Source organism: Streptomyces sp. TLI_146, from assembly GCF_002846415.1.
Classification (GTDB): Bacteria; Actinomycetota; Actinomycetes; order Streptomycetales; family Streptomycetaceae; genus Streptomyces.
In genome coordinates, this window is the sequence record NZ_PJMX01000001.1 from 7,999,182 (window position 1) to 8,021,003 (window position 21,822).

Below are 21,822 nucleotides of genomic sequence, written 5' to 3' on the forward strand. Positions count from 1 at the left end.
AGGGAACCGTCATTGCGGTCGTCGGTGGTGGCGGTGAGGATGGGGGCATGCCCCTCACCCACCGCGTCGTCATCGCGGTCTTCCCCGATGTCGACCTCCTCGACGTCACCGGCCCGGCCGAGGTGTTCGCCCTGGCCAACCGGGAGACCTCGGGCCGTGCCGGTTACCAGGTCCGGCTGGCCGGGCCGGTCGCGGGCGAGGTGCGGACGTCGGCGGGGGTGCGGCTGCTGGCCGATCTGGGCTTCGCGGAGGTCGGCGGGCAGGTGGACACCCTGCTGGTGCCCGGCGCGGTCGACATGACCGACGGCGGTCCCGTCGCCCGTATCGACGCCGATGTGGTGGCGTGGGTGAAGGAGACCGCCCCGTACGCCCGGCGCGTCGCGTCCGTGTGTGTGGGCGCGCATCTGCTGGCGGCGGCCGGGCTGCTGGACGGTAAGACGGCGACCACGCACTGGTCGACGGCCGCCCAGCTCGCCGCCGACCACCCGGCGGTCACCGTCGACGCGGACCCGATCTTCGTACGCACCGACCGCGGCAGGGTGTGGACCGGGGCCGGAATCAGCGCCTGCCTGGATCTCGCGCTGGCGCTGGTGGCCGAGGACCTGGGTGAGGACGTCGCGCTGGCGGTGGCCCGGCAGCTGGTCATGTACCTCAAACGGCAGGGCGGGCAGAGCCAGTTCTCGGTCCCGCTCAGCCGGCCCGCCGCCTCCCGGCGTGACATCGACGAGCTGCGGCTGTGGATCGCCGACCACCTAGACGAGGACCTGTCCGCGCAGGCCCTGGCCAGCCGGATGTGCCTGAGCGAGCGGCATTTCGCGCGCGTCTTCAAGCAGGAGACGGGCGCCAGCCCGGCTGCCTACGTCGAGGCCGCCCGGGTGGAGGCGGCCCGGCGTCTCCTTGAGACCACGGACTGTCCCCTCGACCAGGTCGCGGCCGCGGCCGGGCTGGGCTCGGCCGAGACCCTGCACCGGTCGTTCAAACGGCAGTTGGCCACCACGCCCGCGGCGTACCGGCGCCGCTTCCGCACCACCACCTGACCCAGCGCGTCCCACCCACTCACCCCGGACCTCGGCGCGCGAGCGCGACACGGCGCTTCGCCATGCCCGAATTCACCCAGAACAAGAACTTCACCCAGAACAAGAATTCACCCAGGACAAGAAAGGCACCGCCCCATGAACGCGATCAAGCCCGAGACGGCTCAGCCCTCCACGACCCTGCGGGACTTGAGCGGTCTGGACAACCAGCCGCCGAGGCTGAGCGAGTCCGTCCTCATCATGATCGACTTCCAGAACACCTACCGTACCGGCGTCATGGCCCTCGACGGCGCGGACGAAGCCGTCGCCGCCGGTGCCCGCCTCCTGGCGCGTGCCCGCGCCGCCGGTATACCGGTCGTCCACATCGTCAACGACGGCGGGGAGAACACCCCGTACGACATCCGCGCCCATATCGGCGCCATCAGTGACGAGGTGGCTCCGGTGGACGGCGAGCCGGTCGTGGTCAAGCAGGTCCCCAACGCCTTCCACGCCACCGGGCTGGAGAAGACCCTGACCGGACTGGGTGCCGCACCGGGCAGCGGCAAGGCCCTGATCCTGGCCGGGTTCATGACGCACATGTGCGTCAACTACACCGCCCAGGGCGCCTTCTACCTCGGCTACCGCCCCACGGTCGTCGCCGAGACCACCGCGACGCGCACCCTCGCCGCACCCGACGGCACGGTCGTCCCCGCGTCGACCCTCCAGACCGCGGCCCTGACGACGATCACGGACCTGTTCGGCACGGTCGTTCCCACGGTGGAGGCACTTCCCGCCTGACCCCGCAGAGGGCGGTGCGCGGCAGAACACGCCGGTCTGCCGCGCACCGGCCCCAGGTCCGGCGCGAAGGCCGCGCGACCCGTCAGCCGAGCAGCCCCTCCACCAGCAGGACCCCGCCAATGGCGATCATCATGGCGCCGGACGCCCGGGTGACGGCCCGGGCCGCCGAGGGCCGGGCTTTGAGCACCGTGCGGGACAGGACACCCACGGCGAGGTAGACGAGGGCACAGGCCGTCATGTGCAGGGTGCCGAGCAGGCCGGTCTGCGCGGCCACCGGCCAGCCCTTCGCGGTGTCGATGAACTGCGGGAACAGGGAGAAGTACAGCAGCAGCGCCTTGGGGTTGAGGCCGCTGATCCCGACGCCCCTCAGCATGATCTGCGAGCGGGAGGACCCCATGGCCTCCTCGGCGGCGGCAGGCGTGGCCGGTTTCCTCAGTACGCCCCAGCCCAGCCACACCAGATATCCGGCCCCGGCGACGGTCAGCGCGGTGAGCACGGTGGGCGAGCTCGCCACGATCACCACCAGACCGGCGACGGCGAGCAGGGTGTACCCGGCGTATCCGGCTATCAGCCCGGCGACCGCCGGGACGACCGACCGGTCCCGCAGCCCCGCCGAGATCGCGTACGCCCAGTCCGCGCCCGGGGTCAGCACCAGCAGCAGATCCACCGCCAGGAAAGCCGCCACCGTCGTCGTGTCCATCGATCGATCGTTCCCTCTCACGTTCCTCGTTACGAGAGGGAAGAGTAGGGTGGTTCCGCCCGAAAGTGTTTGCTTAATTACCCCATGATCGCGTCCAGTGAGGGAGAATCTTCTCCATGGATGCCCTGGATCGGAAAATTCTTACCGAGCTCCAGCTCGACGGCCGTCTGACGGTCACCGAGCTGGCCGCGCGCGTGGGACTCAGCGTCTCGCCCTGTCACCGCCGGGTGCGGGACCTCGAACGCGCGGGCGCGATCCGCGGCTACCGCGCCGTCGTCGACCCGTCCGCCGTCGGCCTGGACTTCGAGGCCCTCGTCTTCGCCACCCTGCGCTGGGAGGACCCCGACACCGTCACCGCCTTCGAGGACGCCGTCAGCGCCGTCCCGCACGTCATCCAGGCCCAGCGCCTGTTCGGCGAACCCGACTACCTCCTGCGCGTCGCCACCACCGACCTGGCCGCCTACCAGCAGCTCTACGACCAGCAGCTGGCCCGGCTCCCCGGAGTCCAGCGCCTGACGTCCACCCTCGTCATGAAGAAGGTCGTCCACGACCGCCCCCTGCCCGAGTAGGGCCGCGCGGTCCCCGCCTACAGGACCGTGCTGCCCAGCGGCCGCTCCGCATCCGCGCCCGGCGGGACGAAGAACAGCGCGGAGCCGTAGTGCTCGACGAACGGGCCCAGCGCGTCATGGCCCGCGAGACGGCGCTGTACGCGGGTGAACAGGTTCGGGTCGTTCATGTACGCGAGGAAGAGCAGGCCCTGGTCGTCGGGGGCGTTGTCGTAGGAGTATCCCCGGCGCAGTATCCGGGCGCCACCGTCGAACCGGGGGTGGGCCAGGCGGACGTGGGCGTCGGCGGGGAGCAGATAGCCGCCCTGCGGCGTCTTCGCGAAGAGGTCGGCCTCGGTGTGTTCCGGGCCGCCCTGGAGGGGGCCGCCGTGTGCCTTGCGGCGGCCCATGACGCGCTCCTGGCGCTCGACGGACAGAGCGCCGAACTCGGCTGTCGCCAGGCGGATGCGGCGCACCACCAGATAGGTGGCGTTGGCGTGGGGCCCGGCGCCGAGCCACACCCAGCGCTCGGCCTCCTTCGCGCCGGGGTTCGCGGTGCCGTCCTTGAAGCCGAACAGGTTGCGCGGGGTCCCTCCGGGCGGCGTGGCGGGCAGGAAGCCCGCCTGGCGCCAGCGCGGGCGCAGCACGCCCGGCGCGGCCCGCTCCAGCCGCCGCGCGAGGTCGGCGCAGACGGCCGGGGTGGCGGCGCAGATCTGCAGGAACACCTGGCCGCCCCCGGCCTCGGGGCGCAGCCGGTCACCGGCGAAGGCGGGCAGGTCGCGCAGCGCCTCCGGCGCCCGTGAGCCCAGGCGGGAGAAGAAGGCGGGGCCGAACCCGACTGTGATGCTCGGCCCGTCACGGACGTTGGACGGCCGGGCGGTGAGCAAGGGCGTCCACGCGGCGAACATACGGCGCACGGCCTCCCGGCCCGTCGCCCCGCGCGTACCGGGGCTCAGGTCGTAGGACAGCAGCAGCACACGAGGAGGCTGGGGGTCCGTCACACCCGGCTGGCGGCCGGGGCGCGAGGGCGGGCCGGGGGCAGGGGTGCCGGATCCCTGGCAGCCGGTCACGGCGGCGGCCGTACCCAGGGCGGCCAGCCCGCCGAGCAGCTCACGCCGGGCGGGCCCGGCACCGCCGAGGGGCGCGGTCACGTCGGATCCCCGGGCGAGGGAGATGTCCGGCCGCCCGCGTGCGGCGCGTTGTCCCCGCCGGTCACGCGGCAAGTAGTCGTATAAGGGGCGTAGTTCGCATTCACGGCGCTTGGCACGATACACCTGACGCCGTGCTCGCTCTCGTTTCCCGTCTTCTTCCGCGGCGTCGGCTCGTCCTGCCCGCCGCCGCGCTGCTCCTGCTCGTTCCGGCGTGTTCCTGCCCGGCGGACGACTCCGCCCCGCCCGGTCACGGCCCGGCCGCCACCCTGCGCGTACCGCGCGACTTCGGGTCCATCCAGCAGGCGGTGGACCGCGCGCGTCCCGGGGATCTGGTGCTGGTCGCGCCCGGTGTCTACCGGGAGAGCGTCACGGTCGCCGCGTCCCGTGTCGTCCTGCGTGGCGCGGACCGCAACGGCACCGTCATCGACGGCGAGTTCCGCCGGGCCAACGGCGTCACCGTGACCGGGGCGGGGTCGGCCGTGGAGAACCTGACGGTCCGTAACCATCTCGCCAACGGTGTGCTGTTCACCGGTGTGACCGACGCGGCCCGGCACACCGGCGGCGCCGGGGGAGCGGGCTACGAACGGCTCGACACCAAGGCGTATCCCCCGCTCAAGGGCTTCCGGGCGTCCTTCGTCACGGCTCACAACAACGCGCTGTACGGCATCTACGCGTTCGACGCCCGCGAGGGGATCATCGAGGACTCCTACGCCTCCGGCCAGGCCGACTCCGGGATCTACGTGGGCCAGTGCCGTCCGTGCCTGACCACCGTGCGGCGCAACACCGTCGAGCACAACGCCGTCGGCATCGAAGTCACCAACGCCTCCGAGGAGTTGTACGTCCTGGGCAACACGGCCCGCCACAACCGGGTCGGTGCGACCGTGAACTCCAACGACCTGGAGGCCCTGGCGCCCCAGCACCGCGCGGTATTCACCGGCAACGCCTTCACCGACAACAACGACGACCGCAGCCCCGAGCAGGCCGACGGCGGCTACGGCATCGGGATCGGCCTCGGCGGAGGCACGGACAACACCGTCGAACGCAATCTGATCAGCGGGAACCGCCGGGCCGGCGTGCTGCTGACCGATGTGGCCGGGTACCCGGCGGCCCGGAACGCCGTACGGGACAACCGGACCAGCGGCAACGGGACCGACCTGGTGCTCGCCACCTCCGCCGTCGCGGGCAACTGCTTCGACGCCAACAGGCCCGAGCGGGTGTCCCCGGCGGACCTCACCGAGGCGGCCCGCTGCGGACGCCCGGCGGGGCCGTGGCGGGCGCCGGGGTCGGTGCCTGCCGTCGCCGCACCGGCGGGGCTGTCCTTCCGGCTGGTGCCCGCCCCGCCGCCCCAGCGGTCGATGCCCCGGGCGTCCTCCGCGCCCGCGCGGGCGGCCGTGGGCCTGCCCGGGCGGCCGGAGGCGCGGGGTTATCCGCTGCCGTCCGGGTCCGCGTAGCCGCGTGCGTCACGCCGGTGTCGAGGCCGCCGGGGAGGGCCAGGGGCCCGGTGGCAGCGGCGAGCGGCGCCCGGTGAAGTCGACCGTCACCGGCTCGCCGCCGCTGGTGAGCACGGCCTCGACCCGGCCGAGCCCGCCCTTCTCGTCGATCCAGTACGTCACGGGCGACGTCGGCGGGCCCGAGGGCTTGGTGCCGCTGTCCGTACGGGGGGCGGGGCGGGGACCGGCGAACAGCGTGTAGGTGTGGCCCCGCAGCCGCTGCTCGCCCAGCCACTGCGGGCCCGACTGGGCCAGGAGCTGGGCGTTCTCGGGGCGATCGCTGCCCAGGGCCAGCACCAGGCGCAGCGCGCGGTCCACCGGGTCGCGGGTGTAGGAGCGCCTGGACCAGCGGGGTGCCGCTCCCGGGCGTTGCGGGCTGCCGCCGGGCGCCACCGACACCCCGGCCGCGTCCCACGCGACCCGGCCGTCCCGTCCCAGGGCGCGGTAGCTGCCGAGCGCGCGGTGGGCGGCGTAGTCGACGACGGCCTCGACGCCGACGTCGGTGTCCGCCGCGGGCACGTTCAGCCGGACCGAGGCCGGACCGCTCTCGTACACCGACAGCCGGGCCAGCGCCAGCCGCTGGGCCTCCTCCAGCGTGACCGGCCGACGCCGGTCCGGTGTGCCGCAGGCCGTCGTTCCCATCAGCAGCGCCGCCGCGAGCAGCGCGGCGCAGCCGCCGTGGCGCAGGGCCCGGCGGGCCGTATGTCCCATCACCGGGTCAGCACACCACCGGCCGTGGGCGAAGGAGGCCCGTGACACGGGCGCGTGAGCCGTTCAGGCGCAGTCGTCGGGCCGACGGTGGCACCCGGATGGCCCCTTCGCCACGGTGGGTCCCGGCCCGCCGTGCTCGAATGGCCGCAGGGCGCCGGTGCCCGATGCCGTCGCCGCAGCCAGCAGGAGCCGCCGTGACGCCGCTCATACGCCGCCCGCTTTCCTCGATATGCGGGGCCGCCCTCGCCGCCCTCCTGGTCGGGGTGGCCGCCCCGGCCCCCGCCGCCGCGGAGCCCGCACCCGCGTGCGCCGCGGACACCGGCCCCTACCAGTGGCAACTGGAGCAGTATCTGCGTCTGCCCGCCGACGGCCGCCAGTCCGGCGCCGACTGCGAGGCGATCCGCGCCTTCCAGGAACGCAACGGCGTCGTGCCCGCCGACGGCTTCGCGAGCCTGGCCACCTACCGCACCACCCTGGTGATCGAAGAACGCCGAGCCCCCAACAAGAACGGGACCTGCCCCCACCGCGAGGAGCGGCTCGTCTGCGTCGACCTCGCCCGGCAGCTCCTGTGGGTGCAGCGCGACGGCCAGGTGATCTACCCGGCGGTCGCGGTCCGCACCGGGCGCTGGGGCCAGCAGACCCGCAACGGCTGGCACGAGATCACCGAGCGCCGCATCGACGACCACTCCGAGCTGTACGACAACGCGCCGATGCCGTACTCCCAGTACTTCTCCGGCGGCCAGGCCTTCCACGGCGTCTACGGCGACCTCTTCAACGGCGGCGGCTCGGCCGGCTGTATCAACCTCCGCCTGCGCGACGCCGAGCTCCTGTGGAACACCACCGACGTCGGCGACGCCGTCTTCATCTGGGGCCGCAAACCCGCGACGTGAACGACCGGCCGGGTGAATCCGCCGTGGCGCACGGGTGAGACCTCGGCGTGATCACTTCTGTCGATCGGGAGGGACCGGCGGTGTGATGTTCATTCAATTCGTCGTATCAGGTGACGGCGGAAATGAGACATCACGATGGAACATCCTCCACGGCCTCCCTCGGGCCGGATCCGGTACTGGGCGGCGGGCGGCGCCGCCCTCATGCTGGCCGCGCCCCTCCTCGCCGCCACCACGGCGCACGGCCCGTCGGCCCGCGCCGACGGCACGGTCGACGTCACGGTGGTACGGGACGTGGACTCCGACGGCAGCTGGACCCCGGCCCTGGAAGTCGGGGAGCGGGGCATCCCCGTCACGATCACCGATGCGGCGGGGACAGCCCGTACCGCGGTCACCGCGGACGACGGCAAGGTGCGGTTCGCGCCCTCGGCGCTCGGACTGACCGGCGGGCGCTACCAGGTCGAGGCGGTCATCCCGCCCGACAAGCGGTTCCTGCGCCCGGCCCAGGCGGGCGGGCCCGCCCCGTCGCTGTCGTCCCTTGTCGAGTTCGTCGACGTGACCGGGGGAAGGAACGCCTCGGTCGTGACCGGTGTCCACGTCCCGGCCGACTACTGCCAGGCCAACCCGACGCTGGCCACGCCGTGCTCGCATCAGAGCGCGCCCGGCGCGGTGGGCACCAAGGCCCTGGTGTCCTGGCCGTACGACCGCGCCGGCGACGGCCCGGCACCGGCCGATGAGGCCACCTTCGAGCAGATCGGCGCCACCTACGGCCTCGCCCACAGGCGCGACACCGACCAGCTGTTCGTCGGCGCGCTCACCAAGCGCCTGATGCCGTACGGGCCGGCCGGTCCCGGGGGCATCTACGTCGTGGACCGCAAGACGAAGCAGACCTCGCTGTTCGCGACGGTCCCGGACGCAGGCGACGCCGAGCACTCCGCGGACCTCACCCGGGACACCCTGGAGATCAACGACGCGGTCGGCAGGGAGGCCCTGGGCGACCTCGACCTGGCCGACGACGGCCACACGTTGTACGCGGTGGGGCTCAAGGCCAAGAGCCTCTACGTCTACGACACCACCGGCGCCGGACCCGGCAGGCCGGCGGCCCGGCCCCGGCAGACCCTCGCCATCCCGGACCCCGGCTGCCCGAGCGGCGCGGACGACTGGCGCCCGTACGGTCTGGGCTTCCACGACGGCGCCCTGTACGTGGGCGGCACGTGCAGCGCCGAGTCGTCGCAGAAGGACGCGGACCTGCGCGCGTATGTGCTGAAGCTGAACGGCACCTCGTTCTCGACCGTCGTCTCCCACGACCTCGCCTTCGAGCGGGGCATGGGCTACGGGTCGGTCAAGGGCGACACCCACTGGCGGCACTGGCTGAAGACCTGGGATCCGTACGCCTGGTTCAAGCAGGCCAACTTCCCCCAGCCGCTGCTGTCCGACATCGTCTTCGACCGCGACGGCTCGATGATCCTGGGCTTCCGGGACCGGCTCGGCGACCAGGCCGGTTACGAGGCCCTGCCGCCCGAGGGCGTCACCAACGACACCGCGCAGCGCTCGCTGTTCCCGGCCATGGGCGACGTCACCCGGGTGTGCAAGAAGGGCGCCGAGTGGGTGTGGGACAGCACCTCGGCGGACTGCCCCAACCACTTCGTCAACGGCAGCGCGCCGCCGCAGCAGGACGGGGTGAAGGAGTACTACTACGGCGACTCCACGCTCGGCCAGCTCGCGGAGTCGCTCCAGGGCGGCCTCGCGTTCGCTCCGCGCTTCACCAAGACCGTGGCGACCATCGTCGACCCGCTGGACATCTTCACCGGCGGTGTACGCAAGCTCGACAACACCACGGGCGCGGGCTCGGACGACTACGAAGTGGACGGCGGAACCGGCTCCTTCGGCAAGGCCAACGGCCTGGGCGACCTGGAGCTCCTGTGCGACGAGGCGCCGGTGCAGATCGGCAACCGGGTCTGGTTCGACCGCGACCGCGACGGCATCCAGGGCCCGGCCGAGGAGCCCATCCCCGGCGCGACGGTGACCCTGCTCGACAAGGACGGCAACGTCGTCGACCGCACCAGGACCGATGGGCGCGGCGAGTACTACTTCCAGGTCAAGCCGCACACCGAGTACCAGATCAGGTTCGACGTGACCACGGCCGACACCGGCGGCATCCCCGAGAAGCCCGCGCCCCGGGACCTCGTACCCACGGAGAAGGACCAGGGACACAACCGGTCCATCGACTCCGACCCCGACCCGCGCACCCAGACCGACCGGCTCACCACCGGGGCGGCGGGCGACAACGACCACACCCACGACGCCGGTTACCACATCCCGCCCAAGGGACAGGTGAGCGTCGTCAAGCACGACGCCGGGACGGGCAGACCGCTGCCCGGAGCGGTCTTCCAGCTGTGGCGGGAGACCAACGGGCACGACGGCCTGCAGACCACCGGGGACGGGCCCGACACCCGGCAGGGCGCCGCGTGCACGACCGGCGCGGACGGCACGTGCACGGTCACGGACCTGCCGCTCGGGTCGTACTACTGGCAGGAGACCAAGGCCCCCGACGGCCATGTCCTGCCGGTGCCCGGCGTCTTCGGACCGCTGCGCCTGACGGCCGCCCACGCCGAGAAGGGGGTCTCGATCACCGTCGACAACCACCCCGTCCAGGGCAGGATCAAGATCCTCAAGCAGGACGCCACTTCCCGCGAGCCCCTGCGGGGCGCCGTGTTCGAGCTGTGGCAGGAGACGAACGGGACGGGCGGGTTGCAGACCGGCGGTGCCACCCCCGACACCAAGCACGGCGCGGCCTGCGCCACCGACGGACAGGGCCACTGCACCTTCACCGGCCTCCCGCTCGGCATCTACTACCTGCGGGAGACCGCGGTGCCCGAGGGCTACCGCCTGCCCGCGCAGCCGGTGACCGGGCCGTACACGGTGACGGCCGCCAACGCCGCGCAGGGCATCGACGTCAGCCTCGTGAACCAGCGGGGCGAACCGGACAAGGGGAAGGGCAAGGGAGGCAAGGGCGGGCCGCGTTGACCTGACCCGCACGGCCTCACTCCACGGGCCCCCGAGCGTGTTCGCGCACTCGGGGGCCCGTCGTCATGGCTCCACCGGTTCCTCGCCCGGTCGGTGCTCCAGCCACCGCGCGTACGCGGGGCTGTCGGCGCGGGCGTTCGCGTAACCGGTGCGCACGGTGCGGAGGATCTCCGTGTGGTGCGGGGCGAGCGGTCCGTCGCGGCGCCAGGCCAGAACATGGCGGTAGTGGAGCGGATTTCCGGCCAGCGGGCGCACGGCGACACCGGGGACCTCGATGAACGTGGCCTGGCACAGGCTGACGGCCAGTCCGGCCCGCACGATCTCGATCAGCTGGCGCCCCTCGGCCTCGTACGGGGCGAACGGGCGGCGGTGGGTCAGGGCGCAGACCGACGACCAGTACTCACGGGTGCGGTCCCGGTCCGGGCCGGGCACCGCCCAGTCCTCGTCCAGGAGCCGGGCCAGGTCCACCTCCCGCTGTGCGGCCAGCGGATGGGCCGCGGGCAGCAGCGCGAAGACGGGCTCGGTGGCGAACGGGACGAGGACCACGCCGTCGCGCGGCAGCAGCTCGTCGTGGGGGTTGTCACCGAGGACGGCGGCCTCCAGCCGGCCCGCGGCCACGTCCTCCAGGAGCGGCACGGGGGAGGAGTGCGAGCGGGCGGTGACCTCGGTTCCGGGCAGCGACTTCCGTACGGCCAGGATGAGATGGCCGAGGAGCGGGCCCCCGACGGAACCGAGGCGGACGCGGTCCGGAGCCGACATCCGGCGGGCGGCGCGGGTGGTGTCCGCGAGCAGGCCGTCGACGCCCGGCAGGATCGACTGGGCGCGGGTGAGGACCAGTTCACCGAAACCGGTGGGGACCGCGCCGTCCCTTCTGCGGTCGAAGAGCGCCCCGCCGAGCATGGTCTCGATGCGGCGCAGCTGCGCGCTGAGCCCGGGCTGGGTCATACGCAGCGCGGCGGCCGCCTTGGTGAGGCTCCCGGCCTCCGCGATCGCGCACACCACCCGCAGGTGCCGCAGCTCCAGATCCATGGCGCGGATGTTATGGAGCGACGACATCTTTCGGACAGGGGCGGGACCCCTCCACTCTTATGTGAAATGTCACATGCCATTCATCTGGAGGTTGTGAGGCCATGAGACGTACTGCTCCTTCTCCCCACGCCAAGTACCGGCCCGCGGCGCGGCCTTGGCCGCCCATGCGCCGGGAACTCCCGCTGCTGGCCCTCGCCCTGCTGCTCCTCCTGCTGGGCGTGGCCCCGGCCCGCGCGCAGGCCGACGCCGCCACCGACTGCGCGCTGCGCGGCACCACCGGCTGGTCGGACGAGGGGCACGCCACCGACCACTCCGTCTTCCAGCGCTCGACCGGCACCCTCAAGGTCGCCATGATCTTCGTGGACTTCCCGGACGCGGCGGCCACCGAGGCGCCGGCCGACGACGCGGCGCGGCTCACGCCGGGCGCCGACTGGCTGTGGAACGCCTCGTACGGGAAGCTGTGGCTCGCCATCAGCCAGTACCGGCAGTGGGTGCGTATGCCGCACGACTCCACCTCGTACGGATTCGCGCGCGGACTGAGCCACGAAGCCCACGAGGCGTACGTCAGGGATGCGGTCGGGGCCGCCGACCCGGCGGTGGACTTCTCCCGCTTCGACATGGTCTACGTCGTCCCCACCAGGAACGCGAAGGCCATCTCCTTCACCCCGACCTATGTGTACGAGCCGGGCACCGCGGGCGTCGTCGCCGACGGCACGACCGTGAAGTGGGCGGTCACCTTCGGCCAGGACATGTGGAACTGGGGCCCCAAACTGCTCGGCCACGAAACCGCGCACACCCTGGGCCTGCCGGACCTGTACGCCTTCGACGCGGGGACCGACGCCCACCGGTTCATCGGCGGCTGGGACGTCATGGGGCTGATAGGCGGGAAGGCGTCGCAGTACTTCGGGTGGGAGTCGTGGAAGCTCGGCTGGACCGACGACGGCCAGGTCGTCTGTCAGGCTTCGCGCGGCAGCCGCACGGTGGACCTCACCGCCGTCGAGTACGGCAGCGGGACCAAGATCGCCGTGGTGCCGACCGGGCCGACGACCGCGTACGTCGTCGAATCGCGCCGCGCGGTGCAGGCGGACACGGCGGCCTGCTCGACCGGCGCGCTCGTGTACAAGGTCGACACGTCCGTGGCGACCGGGTACGGGCCGATCCGCGTCGTGGACGCCAAGCCCGCCGCCACCCCGGCCGCCGGCTGCCGTCCGCTGGACGACGCGCCGTACTGGGCCGGCGAGTCGTTCGCGGATCCCGCGGCCGGGGTGCGGATCGACGTGCTGAGTGCGGACGGGTACGGGGAGCGGGTGCGCGTCACCAAGTCGTAGACGGCTCGGTGCGCGCACGGGTGTGCCCCGGAACCGTTCGCGGTTGCGGGGCACACCCTCGTCAGGCCGCCTCGGGGAAGTGACAGGCGACCTGGCGCGCCTCGCCCGGCGCGGCGATCCGCAGCACGGGCGTCTCGCTGCGGCACCGTTCCTGTGCCTTGGGGCAGCGGGGGTGGAAGGAGCAGCCCGGCGGGGGCGCGGCCGGGCTCGGCGGGTCGCCCAGGAGCGTGATGCGCTCGCGGGCCCGCTCGGCGGCCGGGTCGGGCAGCGGGACGGCGGAGAGCAGCGCGCGGGTGTAGGGGTGGGCCGGGGCCGTGTACACCCGCTCCTTCGCGCCGATCTCGACGATCCGGCCCAGGTACATGACGGCGACGCGGTCGCAGACCCGCTTGACCACCGACAGGTCGTGGGCGATGAAGAGGTAGGCGAGCCCGAGTTCCCGTTGCAGGCGCTCCATCAGGTTGACGATCTGGGCCTGGACGGAGACGTCGAGGGCCGAGACGGGCTCGTCCGCGATGACCAGCCGGGGCCCGGTGGCCAGCGCGCGGGCGATGCCGATGCGCTGGGCCTGGCCGCCGGAGAACTCGTGCGGGAAGCGGTCGATCTGCTCGGGGATGAGCCCCACCAGGTCCATCAGCTCGGCGGCCCGCCGACGCGCGTCCGCCGCCGAACTCCCTTGGATCAACAGGGGATCGGAGATGATCCGTGCGACGGTCTGGCGCGGGTTGAGGGAGGAGTGCGGGTCCTGGAAGACCATCTGGATCTCGCGGCGCAGCGGTTTGAGCTCGCGCTGCGAGAGATGGCTGATGTCGTGGCCGTCGTAGGCGATCGAGCCGCTGGAGGGTTCGAGCAGGCGCACGATGGTGCGGCCGGTGGTGGACTTGCCGCAGCCGGACTCGCCGACCAGGCCGAGCGTCTCGCCCGGCGCCACGTCGAAGCTGATGCCGTCGACCGCCCGGACGGGAGCCGAGCCGCGCCGCCGGGCCGGATAGACCTTGGTCATGTCCCGTACGGACAGCAGGGGTTGGGTCGCTGTGGTCATGAAGGAGCGCCTTCGTACGTGGGGAGGTGGCAGGCGGACGCGTGGCCGGCCGGTCCGGACAGCAGGGGCGGTTCGGTCTCGCAGCGCAGCCGCTCGCTCGCGGCGGCCGACGCGGCCCGGGAGCAGCGGGGCGCGAACGCGCAGCCGGGCGCCGGGGTGAGCAGGGACGGCGGGCTGCCGGGGATGGCCCGCAGCGGTGCGTCGTCGGGGTCGTCGAGACGGGGCAGCGAGTCGAGCAGGCCGCGGGTGTAGGGGTGGGCCGGGGCCGCGAACAGCGTGTCCACCGGCGCCTGTTCCACGGCCCGGCCGCCGTACATCACCAGGACGTCGTGGGCGACGCGCGCCACCACCCCCAGATCGTGGGTGATCATGACGACGGCGAGTCCCCGGTCCTGCTGCAAGCGGGCGATCAGCTCCAGGATCTGGGCCTGCACGGTGACGTCGAGCGCGGTGGTCGGCTCGTCCGCGATCAGCAGCTCGGGCTCGCAGGCCAGCGCCATCGCGATCATCACGCGCTGGCGCATGCCGCCCGAGAACTGGTGCGGGTACTCGCCCGCCCGCCGCCGCGGCTCCGGGATGCCGACCTCGGCGAGCATCTCCACGGCCCGTCTGCGGGCCACCGCGCGGCCGGAGCGGAAGTGGACGCGGTGGTGTTCGGCGATCTGCTCGCCGACCGTGTAGTACGGGTGGAGGCTGGAGAGCGGGTCCTGGAAGATCATCGCCATCCGGCGGCCGCGCAGCCGGTTCAGCTCACGCTCCGTCAGGCCCACCAGCTCCTGGTCGTCGAGCGTGATGGAGCCGGTGACCTCGGCGCCGGTGTGCAGGCCGAGGACGGCCATGGAGGTGACGGACTTGCCGGAGCCGGACTCGCCCACGATGCCCAGGGTGCGGCCCCGGTGGACGTCGAAGTCGAGGGAGTCGACGGCCCGTACGGGACCGTGCTGCGTCGGGAAGGTGACGCTCAGGTTCCGCACGGACAGCAGGGGCTCGCCCGCGTCCCGCAGGGGAGTCGCCGGCGAAAGGCGCGCGGGCGAGGTGGGGCGGGGTGCGTCCATCAGTACCTCACTCGCGGGTCGACGACGGCGTAGAGCAGGTCGACGGCCAGGTTGGCGACGACGATGAAGGCGGCGGCGAGCAGGGTCACCCCGAGGATGACGGGCTGGTCCCCGCTGGACAGGGCGCCGTAGAAGAGCCGTCCGATGCCCGGCAGCCCGAAGATGGACTCGGTGATCACCGCGCCCGCGAGCAGCCCGCCCAGGTCCATCCCGAAGATGGTCAGGATCGGCGTCATCCCCGCCCGCAGCCCGTGCTTGACCACGACCGTGCGGCGGGGCAGCCCCTTGGCGCGGGCGGTGCGGATGTACGGCTCCGCCATGGTCTCGATCATCGAACTGCGGCTCTGGCGCGCGTACATGGCCGCGTACAGGACGGCCAGCGCCAGCCAGGGCAGCAGCAGGTTGGACGCCCAGTGGACCGGGTCCGAGCCGAAGGGCACGTACTGCGGATACGGCAGCAGTCCGGCGGTCCTGATCAGGCCGTAGATCAGCATCATGGAGGTGAAGTAGACGGGCAGCGAGGCGGCGGCGACCGCGCCGACCATCAGGACCTTGTCGGTGAGGGTGTCCTTGCGCAGCGCCGCGGTGACCCCGGCGGACAAGCCGAGCACCAGCCACAGGACCGCCGAGCCCAGCGCGAGCGAGGCGGAGACGGGCAGCCGGTCCATGAGCAGGCCCCACACCGACTCGCTGTTCTCGTACGAGTAGCCCAGGCACGGGAAGTCGCAGTGCAGCGCGTACTGGCCGCTGCCCATGGTGCGGCCGGTGAAGATGCCGGAGGCGAACTCCCAGAACTGCTTCCAGATCGGCTCGTCCAGGCCCATGTGGGCGCGGATCGCCGCCAGCCGCTCGACGCTGCACGACTTGCCGCACGCGGCGGCGGCCGGGTCGGAGGGCAGCACGTAGAAGATGGTGAAGGTGACGGCGGCGATCGCGATCAGGACGCCGGTCACGCCGAGCAGGCGGCGGCCGATGTAGAGGATCATGAGCGGCTTCCCCTCGGGTCGAGGATGTCGCGCAGCGCGTCGCCGAGCAGGGTGAAGGCGAGCACCGTGAGGAAGAGGCAGGCGCTCGGGATGACGAAGTACATGGGGTCCGTGTCGTAGAAGGCGACGCTCTCGGCGATCATCTGGCCCCAGGAGGGCGTGGGCGGGCGGACGCCGACGCCGAGGTAGCTCAGGGCCGCCTCGGTGGCGATCATGCCCGGGATGATCAGGGTGGTGTACGCGATGACGGGTCCCGCGACGCCCGGCAGGATGTCGCGGGTGAGGATCCGCCAGGGGCCCGAGCCGTTGACCCGCGCCGCGTCGACGTACTCGCGGTGTTTGAGCGAGAGGGTCTGGCCGCGGACGACGCGGGCGATGCCGGGCCAGCCGAACAGGCCGATCACGGCGGTCATCAGGGCGATGCGGTTGACGTCCTTGGCCACCGACATCATCGCGATCATGAAGATGAGGGAGGGGAAGGACATGGTGAGGTCCATCAGCCTGCTGAGGACCGCGTCGGTGCGGCCGCCGAAGTAGCCGGCCGCGATCCCGGCGGCCGTCCCCGCGACCACGACGATCGCGGTCGCGGCGAAGGCGATCAGGAGGGAGACCTGGGCGCCGTGCACGACCCGGGCGAACAGGTCGCGCCCGGTGACGGGTTCCACGCCCAGCCAGTGGTCGGCGGAGATACCGCCGAGGGTCCCGAGCGGCTGACCGCCGAGATACGGGTCGACGGCGGTCTTGTCGAACTCCTCGGGCGACCAGCCGCCGAGCCTGCTGAGCAGGGGGGCGGCGGCCGCCATGACGACGAAGAGCGCCACGACGGCGAGGGAGATCTTGACGGAGGTGCGGCGGCGCAGTTCCGCGCGGGCCAGCTGCCAGGGGCCGCGGCCCGTCGGCGCGGCCGTCGGTGCGAGGGTGGTGGTCATGGTCTGGCGGATCCTCAGCCCTGGCTCTTCGAGGGGTCCTTGAGGCCGGCCGTGGCGTAGTCGAGCTGACCGCCGAAGGAGGTCTGGCCGTAGGCGCCCGCGATGTTGGTGCCGAGCACCAGCGGCCAGCGGCGCACCAGGACCGGCACGGCCGGGGCCTTGGCGAGGATCTCGCCGTCCAGCTGCTGCCATGCGGCGTTGGCCTGCTTGGCGTCCGTCAGGGCGGCGATCTCGTCCATCTTCTTCATGGTCGCGTCGTCGCGGAAGAGCGAGTGGTTGCCGGAGTTGCCCTTCTCCTTGATGTAGCGGCCGTCGAAGACGAACGGCAGGAAGGTGGACCCTGACGGGTAGTCAGGACACCAGCCCGTGTAGACCATGTCGGTGCGGTTCTTGGTGTCGCCGATCGTCGCGTAGAACGCGGACGGGTCCACGGTCTCGATGGTGACCTTGATCCCGGCCTTGCCGAGCGCCTGCTGGATCGCCTCGGCACGGCCCTTGTCGCCGGTGGAGACGGTCATCTTGGTGGTGAACCCGTCGGGCTTGCCCGCGTCCTTGAGGAGCTGCTTGGCCTTGGCCACGTCACCGGCAACCGGCGCCTTCACGGTGTCCGGCTGCTTGCCGCCGAAGAGGGAGGCGGGCATGTACGCGGTGGACGGGTCGTTGAAGGCGGGACCGCCGGACGAGGTGAGGACCGCGTCCTTGTCGAGGGCGAACTGCACGGCCTGGCGGACCTTCACGTCGTCGAACGGGGCGCGCCCGGTGTGCATCTGGACCATGTCGGTGCAGTTGGTGGACTCGGCGATCAGCCGCTTGCGGACCTCGGCGCTGGGCAGCACCTTGGCCGCGCTCTCCGGCCGCAGCGCGCCCCAGGACACGGCCGAGGCGTCGGCGCCCTGCGAGGCGATGAGGCGGTCGTCGATCTGGTTGGCCTTGAGCCCCATCACCATCACGAGCTTGTCCGGGTAGGCCTTGCGGACCTGGTCGGTGGCGGCGTCCCAGTGGGTGTTGCGCACCAGCACCAGCTTCTTGCCCCGCTGGTACGAGTCGATCTTGTACGGGCCCGAGGAGAACGGCCGGTTGTCGTACTGGGGCCCCTTGTCCTGCGCCTGGGGGACCGGCGCGAAGGTCGGCATCACGGTGGCGTTGGGGAACTCCGCGAAGGGCTTGCGCAGTTCGAAGACGATCGTGTGGTCGTCCGGCGTCTTGACCGAGTCCAGGTGCTTGCCCTGGGCCGGGCCCTGGTAGCCCTCGGCGCCGGCGAGGTAGCGGGCCGCGTAGTCGGCGCCGCCGGGCAGGTCGGGCGAGAAGGACCGCTCCACGTTGTACTTGACGTCCTGGGCGGTGACGGGGCTGCCGTCCTCGTACTTGACGCCCGGCTTCAGGTGGAAGGTCCAGGTCTTGGCGCCGTTGGACGAGGTGCCCAGGTCGGTGGCCAGGTCGGGCACCAGCTCGCTGCCGGCGGTGCCGGGGGCTGCCTTGTAGGTGACCAGGGTGCGGTAGAGCAGCCGGGTGCCGAAGTCCATGTCGCTCATGACCCAGTTGCGGGCCGGGTCGAGGTGGGTGAAGTCCTGGTTGGACAGGACGGTCAGGGTGCCGCCCTTCTGGGGAGTGCCGCCCACGGCGGTGCCCGCGTTGGCGGTCGCCGGGTTCTTGCCCCCGGTGTCCGGGCCCGCGTCCGAGTGCTTGGTCTTCGAGCAGCCCGTCGCCCCGAGGGCGAGGGACGCCGCCAGGGCGGTGGCGAGGGCGGTGAGGGTGCGCTTGTTCATCAGTGGTCACTCCGGGAGCGCGAGAGCGGTCTGGCAGCCAGCCGACAGCAGGAGCTGGCTGGAATGTGACCGGTAACATAGTAATGTGAAATTGTACTGACAACCCATTGGCCGCACCTTTACCTACTCGTGTCCCAACAGGCCGTCGGGGCGCACCCCTTGGCCAACGCAGTGCAATGTGAAATATTACTGCTGTGCCCACGAGAACTTCCTCGGACGTCATCGTCATCGGTGCGGGCGTGGTCGGCGCCGCCTGCGCCCACTACGCCGCACGCGCCGGCCTCACCGTCACCGTCGTCGACCGCGGCCCCGTCGCGGGCGGCACCACCGGCGCCGGCGAGGGCAACCTCCTGCTCTCCGACAAGGAGCCAGGACCCGAACTCTCCCTCGCCCTCGCCTCCGCCGAACTGTGGCGCGAGCTGGCCCAACTGCTCCCGCCGCAGATCGAGTACGAGCCCAAGGGCGGCCTGGTCGTCGCCTCCGGCGAGGCCGGGATGGCGGCCCTGCGCGGCTTCGCGGCCGGACAGGAGAGCGCCGGGGTTCGGGTGAAGGAGGTCCCGGCGGACCGGCTGCACGACCTGGAGCCCCATCTGGCCCCGGATCTGGCGGGCGGCTACCACTATCCACAGGACGCCCAGGTCATGCCCGCCCTCGCCGCGGCCCATCTGCTGCGCGCGGGCGGCGACCGGATCCGCCTGCGCCTGGGCGAGGAGGTCACCGGACTCCTCACCGGGGAGAGCGGCGAGGTGAGAGGGGTCCGCACGGCGGGCGGCACGCGGATCCACGCCCCGTACGTGGTGAACGCGGCGGGCACCTGGGGCGGCCAGGTCGCCCGGCTCGCGGGCGCGGAGCTGCCCGTGCTGCCGCGCCGCGGCTTCGTCCTTGTCACCGAGCCGCTGCCGCGGGTGGTCCGGCACAAGGTGTACGCGGCGGACTACGTCGCCGACGTCGCCAGCGACTCCGCCGCGCTCCAGACCTCGGCGGTAGTCGAGGGCACCGCCGCGGGCCCGGTCCTCATCGGCGCGAGCAGGGAGCGGGTCGGCTTCGACCGCACCCTGTCCACCGAGGCGCTGCGCCGCCTCGCCGCCCAGGCCGTCGCGCTCTTCCCGGTCCTGGGCACGGTACGGGCGCTGCGCACGTACGCGGGCTTCCGCCCCTATCTGCCCGACCATCTGCCCGCCATCGGGCCAGACCCGGAGGTCCCCGGCCTGCTGCACGCCTGCGGCCACGAGGGGGCGGGGGTCGGCCTGGCCCCGGTCACCGGGCAGATCGTGGCGGCGTGCCTGACGGGCGACCAACCTCCGCTGGACATCACGCCGTTCGCGCCCGGGCGATTCGCGGCGACGGGCTGAGGCCGGTTCTTCGCGGCGACGGGCTGAGCCCGGTTCGCCCTGGGTCTCCTCCCGGCCTTCCGGGGAGCGCCCCTGTCGTCCCCCTCTTCCGTCCGCCCCGTAACCGCTACCGCTACCGCTACACAAGGAGGCTTTCCGTGGCCCGAACCCCCGCCGAGCTGGTCGGGACGCGCACCGGCCCATCGTTCGAGATCACCTTCGGGGACCGGACCGTGCCCGCTCGCCCCGGGCAGTCCGTCGCCGCCGCGCTGTGGGCCGCGGGCATCCTCGCCTGGCGGACCACCCGCACCACCGGACGCCCGCGCGGCGCGTTCTGCGGCATCGGGCAGTGCTACGACTGCCTCGCCACCATCAACGGACAACCCAACCGCCGGGCCTGTCTGGTGCCCGCCCACCCCGGAGACGCGGTGGTCACCCAGGAAGGACACGGCCATGCGTCCCTCGGCTGAGCCGCCCACGGCACCCGACGTGTACGACCTCGCGGTGATCGGCGCGGGCTGCGCCGGGCTCTCCGGTGCCGTCACCGCCTGCGAACTCGGCCTGTCCGTCGCCCTGCTGGACGCCTCGCCGCAGATCGGCGGCCAGTTCTTCCGGCACCCCGCACCCGCCACCGGGGCGGTGCGCCCCGAGGCCCTGCACCACGACTGGTCCCTGTTCACCGGGCTCCGCCGACGCCTGGAGGCCAGTGTGGTGGACCGGCTCGGCGGCCACCACGTGTGGAGCGTCGTCCGCGACGGCGACACTGGTCCCTGGTCGGTGCACGCCGTCACCGGGGCCGACGGAGGCGAGGAGCGGGCGGTCCGGGTGCGGGCTCGGGCCGTGCTGCTCGCGACCGGCGCGTACGAGCGCCAACTTCCCTTCCCCGGCTGGACGGTGCCCGGTGTCGTGGGGGCCGGAGGGGCCCAGGCCATGCTCAAGTCCGGCCTGGTGCTGCCCGGCAGGCGGGTCGTGGTGGCGGGCAGCGGCCCGCTGCTGCTCGCGGTCGCCTCCTCGCTGGCCGCCGCCGGGGCGCGGGTGCCCGCCGTCATCGAGGCGTCCGGCTACCTGGGCTACGCCCGCCACCCGTACGCGCTCGCGGCCAACCCGCACAAGCTCACCGAGGCGGCCGTGCACGGCGGGGCGCTGCTGCGCCACCGGGTACGGCTGCGCACCCGCAGCGCCGTCACCGAAGTGCACGGCACCGACCGCGTGGAGGCGGTCACCGTCTCCCGGCTCGACCGCGACTGGCGGCCCGTTCCGGGCAGCGGCCGCCGGATCGCCTGCGACGCGCTGGCCGTGGGCCACGGTCTGGCGCCGCAGATCGACCTGGCCACGACCCTGGGGTGCGCCACCCGCACCACCCCCGACCTGACTACCGCCCTGGCCCTGGACTCCTCCCAGGAGACCTCGGTACGGGATCTGTGGGCGGCGGGGGAGCCGGGCGGTGTCGGCGGGGCCCGACTGGCGGGCGTAGAGGGGGAGTTGGCCGGTCTCGCGATCGCCGCCCGGCTGCGCGGGCACCCCGCCCGTCGCGGCCGCGTCCGGGAACTGGAGCGCCGCCGGGACCGGATGCGCGCCTTCGCCGACGCCATGGCCGCCGCGCACGCGCCCGGTACCGGCTGGCCGCAGTGGCTCGCCGACGACACCGAGGTGTGCCGGTGCGAGGAGGTGACCGCGCACAGCGTCCGCGCGGCGGTCACCGACCTCGGGGCGCGCGACGCCCGCACCGTCAAGCTGTTCACCCGGGCCGGGATGGGCTGGTGCCAGGGCCGGATGTGCGGTGCGGCGGTGGCGTGCCTGGCCGCGCGGCACGGCGGCGCGGACCCGCTCGCCGAACCGGCCGCCGAGCGGCGGCCGTTCGCCGTGCCGGTGCCGCTCCGCGCGCTCGGCTCGCTCGACGAATCAGCCCCGCCGACCGTCACCACCGACTGACCCAGTGCGGGCCCCGCCAAGGGCTCCCCGCACCACCCGGCTGCCCCACGCAGCCCCTTGCACCCCCTAGTGAAATGTCACCTTACGAAGAGAGGTCGCCGA

Annotated in this window: 19 protein-coding genes; 10 read left to right on the top strand and 9 right to left on the bottom strand. The window is 72.8% G+C overall.

Annotation, left to right across the window (positions count from 1 at the left end; all coding sequences use genetic code 11):
- Positions 1-47 precede the first annotated feature (47 nt).
- Both BX283_RS35620 and BX283_RS35625 read left to right on the top strand, forming a co-directional pair.
- Positions 48-1,037 (top strand): GlxA family transcriptional regulator, encoded by a 990-nt coding sequence (locus tag BX283_RS35620; protein WP_101391514.1) that lies wholly within the window; start codon positions 48-50, stop codon positions 1,035-1,037.
- Between the two features lie 135 nt (positions 1,038-1,172).
- A complete protein-coding gene (locus tag BX283_RS35625; protein WP_101391515.1) occupies positions 1,173-1,811 on the top strand; it encodes an isochorismatase family protein in 639 nt (212 codons plus the stop codon).
- A gap of 82 nt (positions 1,812-1,893) precedes the next feature.
- Here the strand turns inward: BX283_RS35625 and BX283_RS35630 are convergent, their stop codons facing one another.
- Positions 1,894-2,511: a LysE family translocator gene (locus BX283_RS35630; RefSeq protein WP_101391516.1), complete on the bottom strand. Its 618-nt coding sequence runs from the start codon at positions 2,509-2,511 to the stop codon at positions 1,894-1,896.
- Between the two features lie 116 nt (positions 2,512-2,627).
- Between BX283_RS35630 and BX283_RS35635 the strand changes: the two genes are divergently transcribed.
- Positions 2,628-3,080 (top strand): Lrp/AsnC family transcriptional regulator, encoded by a 453-nt coding sequence (locus BX283_RS35635; RefSeq protein WP_101391517.1) that lies wholly within the window; start codon positions 2,628-2,630, stop codon positions 3,078-3,080.
- Between the two features lie 17 nt (positions 3,081-3,097).
- On the opposite strand, the gene BX283_RS35640 is transcribed toward BX283_RS35635, so the two are convergent.
- Positions 3,098-4,207: a Dyp-type peroxidase gene (locus BX283_RS35640; RefSeq protein ID WP_101391518.1), complete on the bottom strand. Its 1,110-nt coding sequence runs from the start codon at positions 4,205-4,207 to the stop codon at positions 3,098-3,100.
- A gap of 131 nt (positions 4,208-4,338) precedes the next feature.
- On the opposite strand from BX283_RS35640, the gene BX283_RS35645 reads away from it, so the two are divergent.
- Positions 4,339-5,658 carry a nitrous oxide reductase family maturation protein NosD gene (locus BX283_RS35645; RefSeq protein ID WP_257584100.1) on the top strand — a complete coding sequence of 440 codons (1,320 nt, stop codon included), beginning with the start codon at positions 4,339-4,341 and terminating at the stop codon, positions 5,656-5,658.
- 9 nt (positions 5,659-5,667) lie between these two features.
- On the opposite strand, the gene BX283_RS35650 is transcribed toward BX283_RS35645, so the two are convergent.
- Positions 5,668-6,411 carry a hypothetical protein gene (locus tag BX283_RS35650; RefSeq protein ID WP_143676546.1) on the bottom strand — a complete coding sequence of 248 codons (744 nt, stop codon included), beginning with the start codon at positions 6,409-6,411 and terminating at the stop codon, positions 5,668-5,670.
- Between the two features lie 191 nt (positions 6,412-6,602).
- On the opposite strand from BX283_RS35650, the gene BX283_RS35655 reads away from it, so the two are divergent.
- On the top strand, positions 6,603-7,298 hold the full coding sequence (locus tag BX283_RS35655; RefSeq protein WP_257584101.1) for a L,D-transpeptidase: 696 nt from the start codon (positions 6,603-6,605) through the stop codon (positions 7,296-7,298).
- Between the two features lie 135 nt (positions 7,299-7,433).
- Positions 7,434-10,322, top strand: a complete 2,889-nt coding sequence (locus BX283_RS35660) for a collagen binding domain-containing protein (RefSeq protein WP_101391521.1) — start codon at positions 7,434-7,436, stop codon at positions 10,320-10,322.
- Positions 10,323-10,385: 63 nt separating this feature from the next.
- On the opposite strand, the gene BX283_RS35665 is transcribed toward BX283_RS35660, so the two are convergent.
- Positions 10,386-11,351: a LysR family transcriptional regulator gene (locus tag BX283_RS35665; protein ID WP_101391522.1), complete on the bottom strand. Its 966-nt coding sequence runs from the start codon at positions 11,349-11,351 to the stop codon at positions 10,386-10,388.
- Positions 11,352-11,515: 164 nt separating this feature from the next.
- Between BX283_RS35665 and BX283_RS35670 the strand changes: the two genes are divergently transcribed.
- On the top strand, positions 11,516-12,679 hold the full coding sequence (locus BX283_RS35670; protein WP_101391523.1) for a M6 family metalloprotease domain-containing protein: 1,164 nt from the start codon (positions 11,516-11,518) through the stop codon (positions 12,677-12,679).
- A 61-nt stretch (positions 12,680-12,740) separates the two neighbouring features.
- Here BX283_RS35670 and BX283_RS35675 read toward each other — a convergent pair whose 3' ends face one another.
- From BX283_RS35675 to BX283_RS35695, 5 genes are read right to left on the bottom strand one after another with little or no spacing between them, the layout of a single operon-like run.
- Complete coding sequence (locus BX283_RS35675) at positions 12,741-13,721, bottom strand: ABC transporter ATP-binding protein (RefSeq protein ID WP_101391524.1); 981 nt, start codon at positions 13,719-13,721, stop codon at positions 12,741-12,743.
- On the bottom strand, positions 13,718-14,776 hold the full coding sequence (locus tag BX283_RS35680) for an ABC transporter ATP-binding protein (protein ID WP_101391525.1): 1,059 nt from the start codon (positions 14,774-14,776) through the stop codon (positions 13,718-13,720). Before BX283_RS35680 ends, BX283_RS35675 begins: the two co-directional genes overlap by 4 nt.
- Positions 14,776-15,762: an ABC transporter permease gene (locus BX283_RS35685; protein WP_101391526.1), complete on the bottom strand. Its 987-nt coding sequence runs from the start codon at positions 15,760-15,762 to the stop codon at positions 14,776-14,778. Before BX283_RS35685 ends, BX283_RS35680 begins: the two co-directional genes overlap by 1 nt.
- Positions 15,759-16,691 (bottom strand): ABC transporter permease, encoded by a 933-nt coding sequence (locus BX283_RS35690; RefSeq protein ID WP_101391527.1) that lies wholly within the window; start codon positions 16,689-16,691, stop codon positions 15,759-15,761. The genes BX283_RS35685 and BX283_RS35690 overlap by 4 nt, the downstream gene beginning before the upstream one ends.
- Before the next feature lie 14 nt (positions 16,692-16,705).
- Positions 16,706-18,457, bottom strand: a complete 1,752-nt coding sequence (locus BX283_RS35695) for an ABC transporter substrate-binding protein (RefSeq protein WP_101391528.1) — start codon at positions 18,455-18,457, stop codon at positions 16,706-16,708.
- A 194-nt stretch (positions 18,458-18,651) separates the two neighbouring features.
- Between BX283_RS35695 and BX283_RS35700 the strand changes: the two genes are divergently transcribed.
- The 3 genes from BX283_RS35700 to BX283_RS35710 all read left to right on the top strand — a co-directional run bounded on the left by BX283_RS35700 (position 18,652) and on the right by BX283_RS35710 (position 21,720).
- Positions 18,652-19,809 carry an FAD-binding oxidoreductase gene (locus tag BX283_RS35700; protein WP_101391529.1) on the top strand — a complete coding sequence of 386 codons (1,158 nt, stop codon included), beginning with the start codon at positions 18,652-18,654 and terminating at the stop codon, positions 19,807-19,809.
- Positions 19,810-19,946: 137 nt separating this feature from the next.
- Positions 19,947-20,258 (top strand): (2Fe-2S)-binding protein, encoded by a 312-nt coding sequence (locus BX283_RS35705; protein ID WP_101391530.1) that lies wholly within the window; start codon positions 19,947-19,949, stop codon positions 20,256-20,258.
- A complete protein-coding gene (locus tag BX283_RS35710; protein WP_101391531.1) occupies positions 20,242-21,720 on the top strand; it encodes an NAD(P)/FAD-dependent oxidoreductase in 1,479 nt (492 codons plus the stop codon). The genes BX283_RS35705 and BX283_RS35710 overlap by 17 nt, the downstream gene beginning before the upstream one ends.
- The last annotated feature ends 102 nt before the right edge of the window (positions 21,721-21,822 follow it).

Bases quoted from the DNA above. Each gene is read 5' to 3' on its own strand.
- BX283_RS35690 (WP_101391527.1), bottom strand. From the start codon at position 16,691: ATGACCACCACCCTCGCACCGACGGCCGCGCCGACGGGCCGCGGCCCC.
- BX283_RS35680 (WP_101391525.1), bottom strand. From the start codon at position 14,776: ATGGACGCACCCCGCCCCACCTCGCCCGCGCGCCTTTCGCCGGCGACT.
- BX283_RS35695 (WP_101391528.1), bottom strand. From the start codon at position 18,457: ATGAACAAGCGCACCCTCACCGCCCTCGCCACCGCCCTGGCGGCGTCC.
- BX283_RS35675 (WP_101391524.1), bottom strand. From the start codon at position 13,721: ATGACCACAGCGACCCAACCCCTGCTGTCCGTACGGGACATGACCAAG.
- BX283_RS35625 (WP_101391515.1), top strand. From the start codon at position 1,173: ATGAACGCGATCAAGCCCGAGACGGCTCAGCCCTCCACGACCCTGCGG.
- BX283_RS35665 (WP_101391522.1), bottom strand. From the start codon at position 11,351: ATGGATCTGGAGCTGCGGCACCTGCGGGTGGTGTGCGCGATCGCGGAG.
- BX283_RS35710 (WP_101391531.1), top strand. From the start codon at position 20,242: ATGCGTCCCTCGGCTGAGCCGCCCACGGCACCCGACGTGTACGACCTC.
- BX283_RS35630 (WP_101391516.1), bottom strand. From the start codon at position 2,511: ATGGACACGACGACGGTGGCGGCTTTCCTGGCGGTGGATCTGCTGCTG.
- BX283_RS35685 (WP_101391526.1), bottom strand. From the start codon at position 15,762: ATGATCCTCTACATCGGCCGCCGCCTGCTCGGCGTGACCGGCGTCCTG.
- BX283_RS35635 (WP_101391517.1), top strand. From the start codon at position 2,628: ATGGATGCCCTGGATCGGAAAATTCTTACCGAGCTCCAGCTCGACGGC.
- BX283_RS35620 (WP_101391514.1), top strand. From the start codon at position 48: ATGCCCCTCACCCACCGCGTCGTCATCGCGGTCTTCCCCGATGTCGAC.
- BX283_RS35670 (WP_101391523.1), top strand. From the start codon at position 11,516: ATGCGCCGGGAACTCCCGCTGCTGGCCCTCGCCCTGCTGCTCCTCCTG.
- BX283_RS35660 (WP_101391521.1), top strand. From the start codon at position 7,434: ATGGAACATCCTCCACGGCCTCCCTCGGGCCGGATCCGGTACTGGGCG.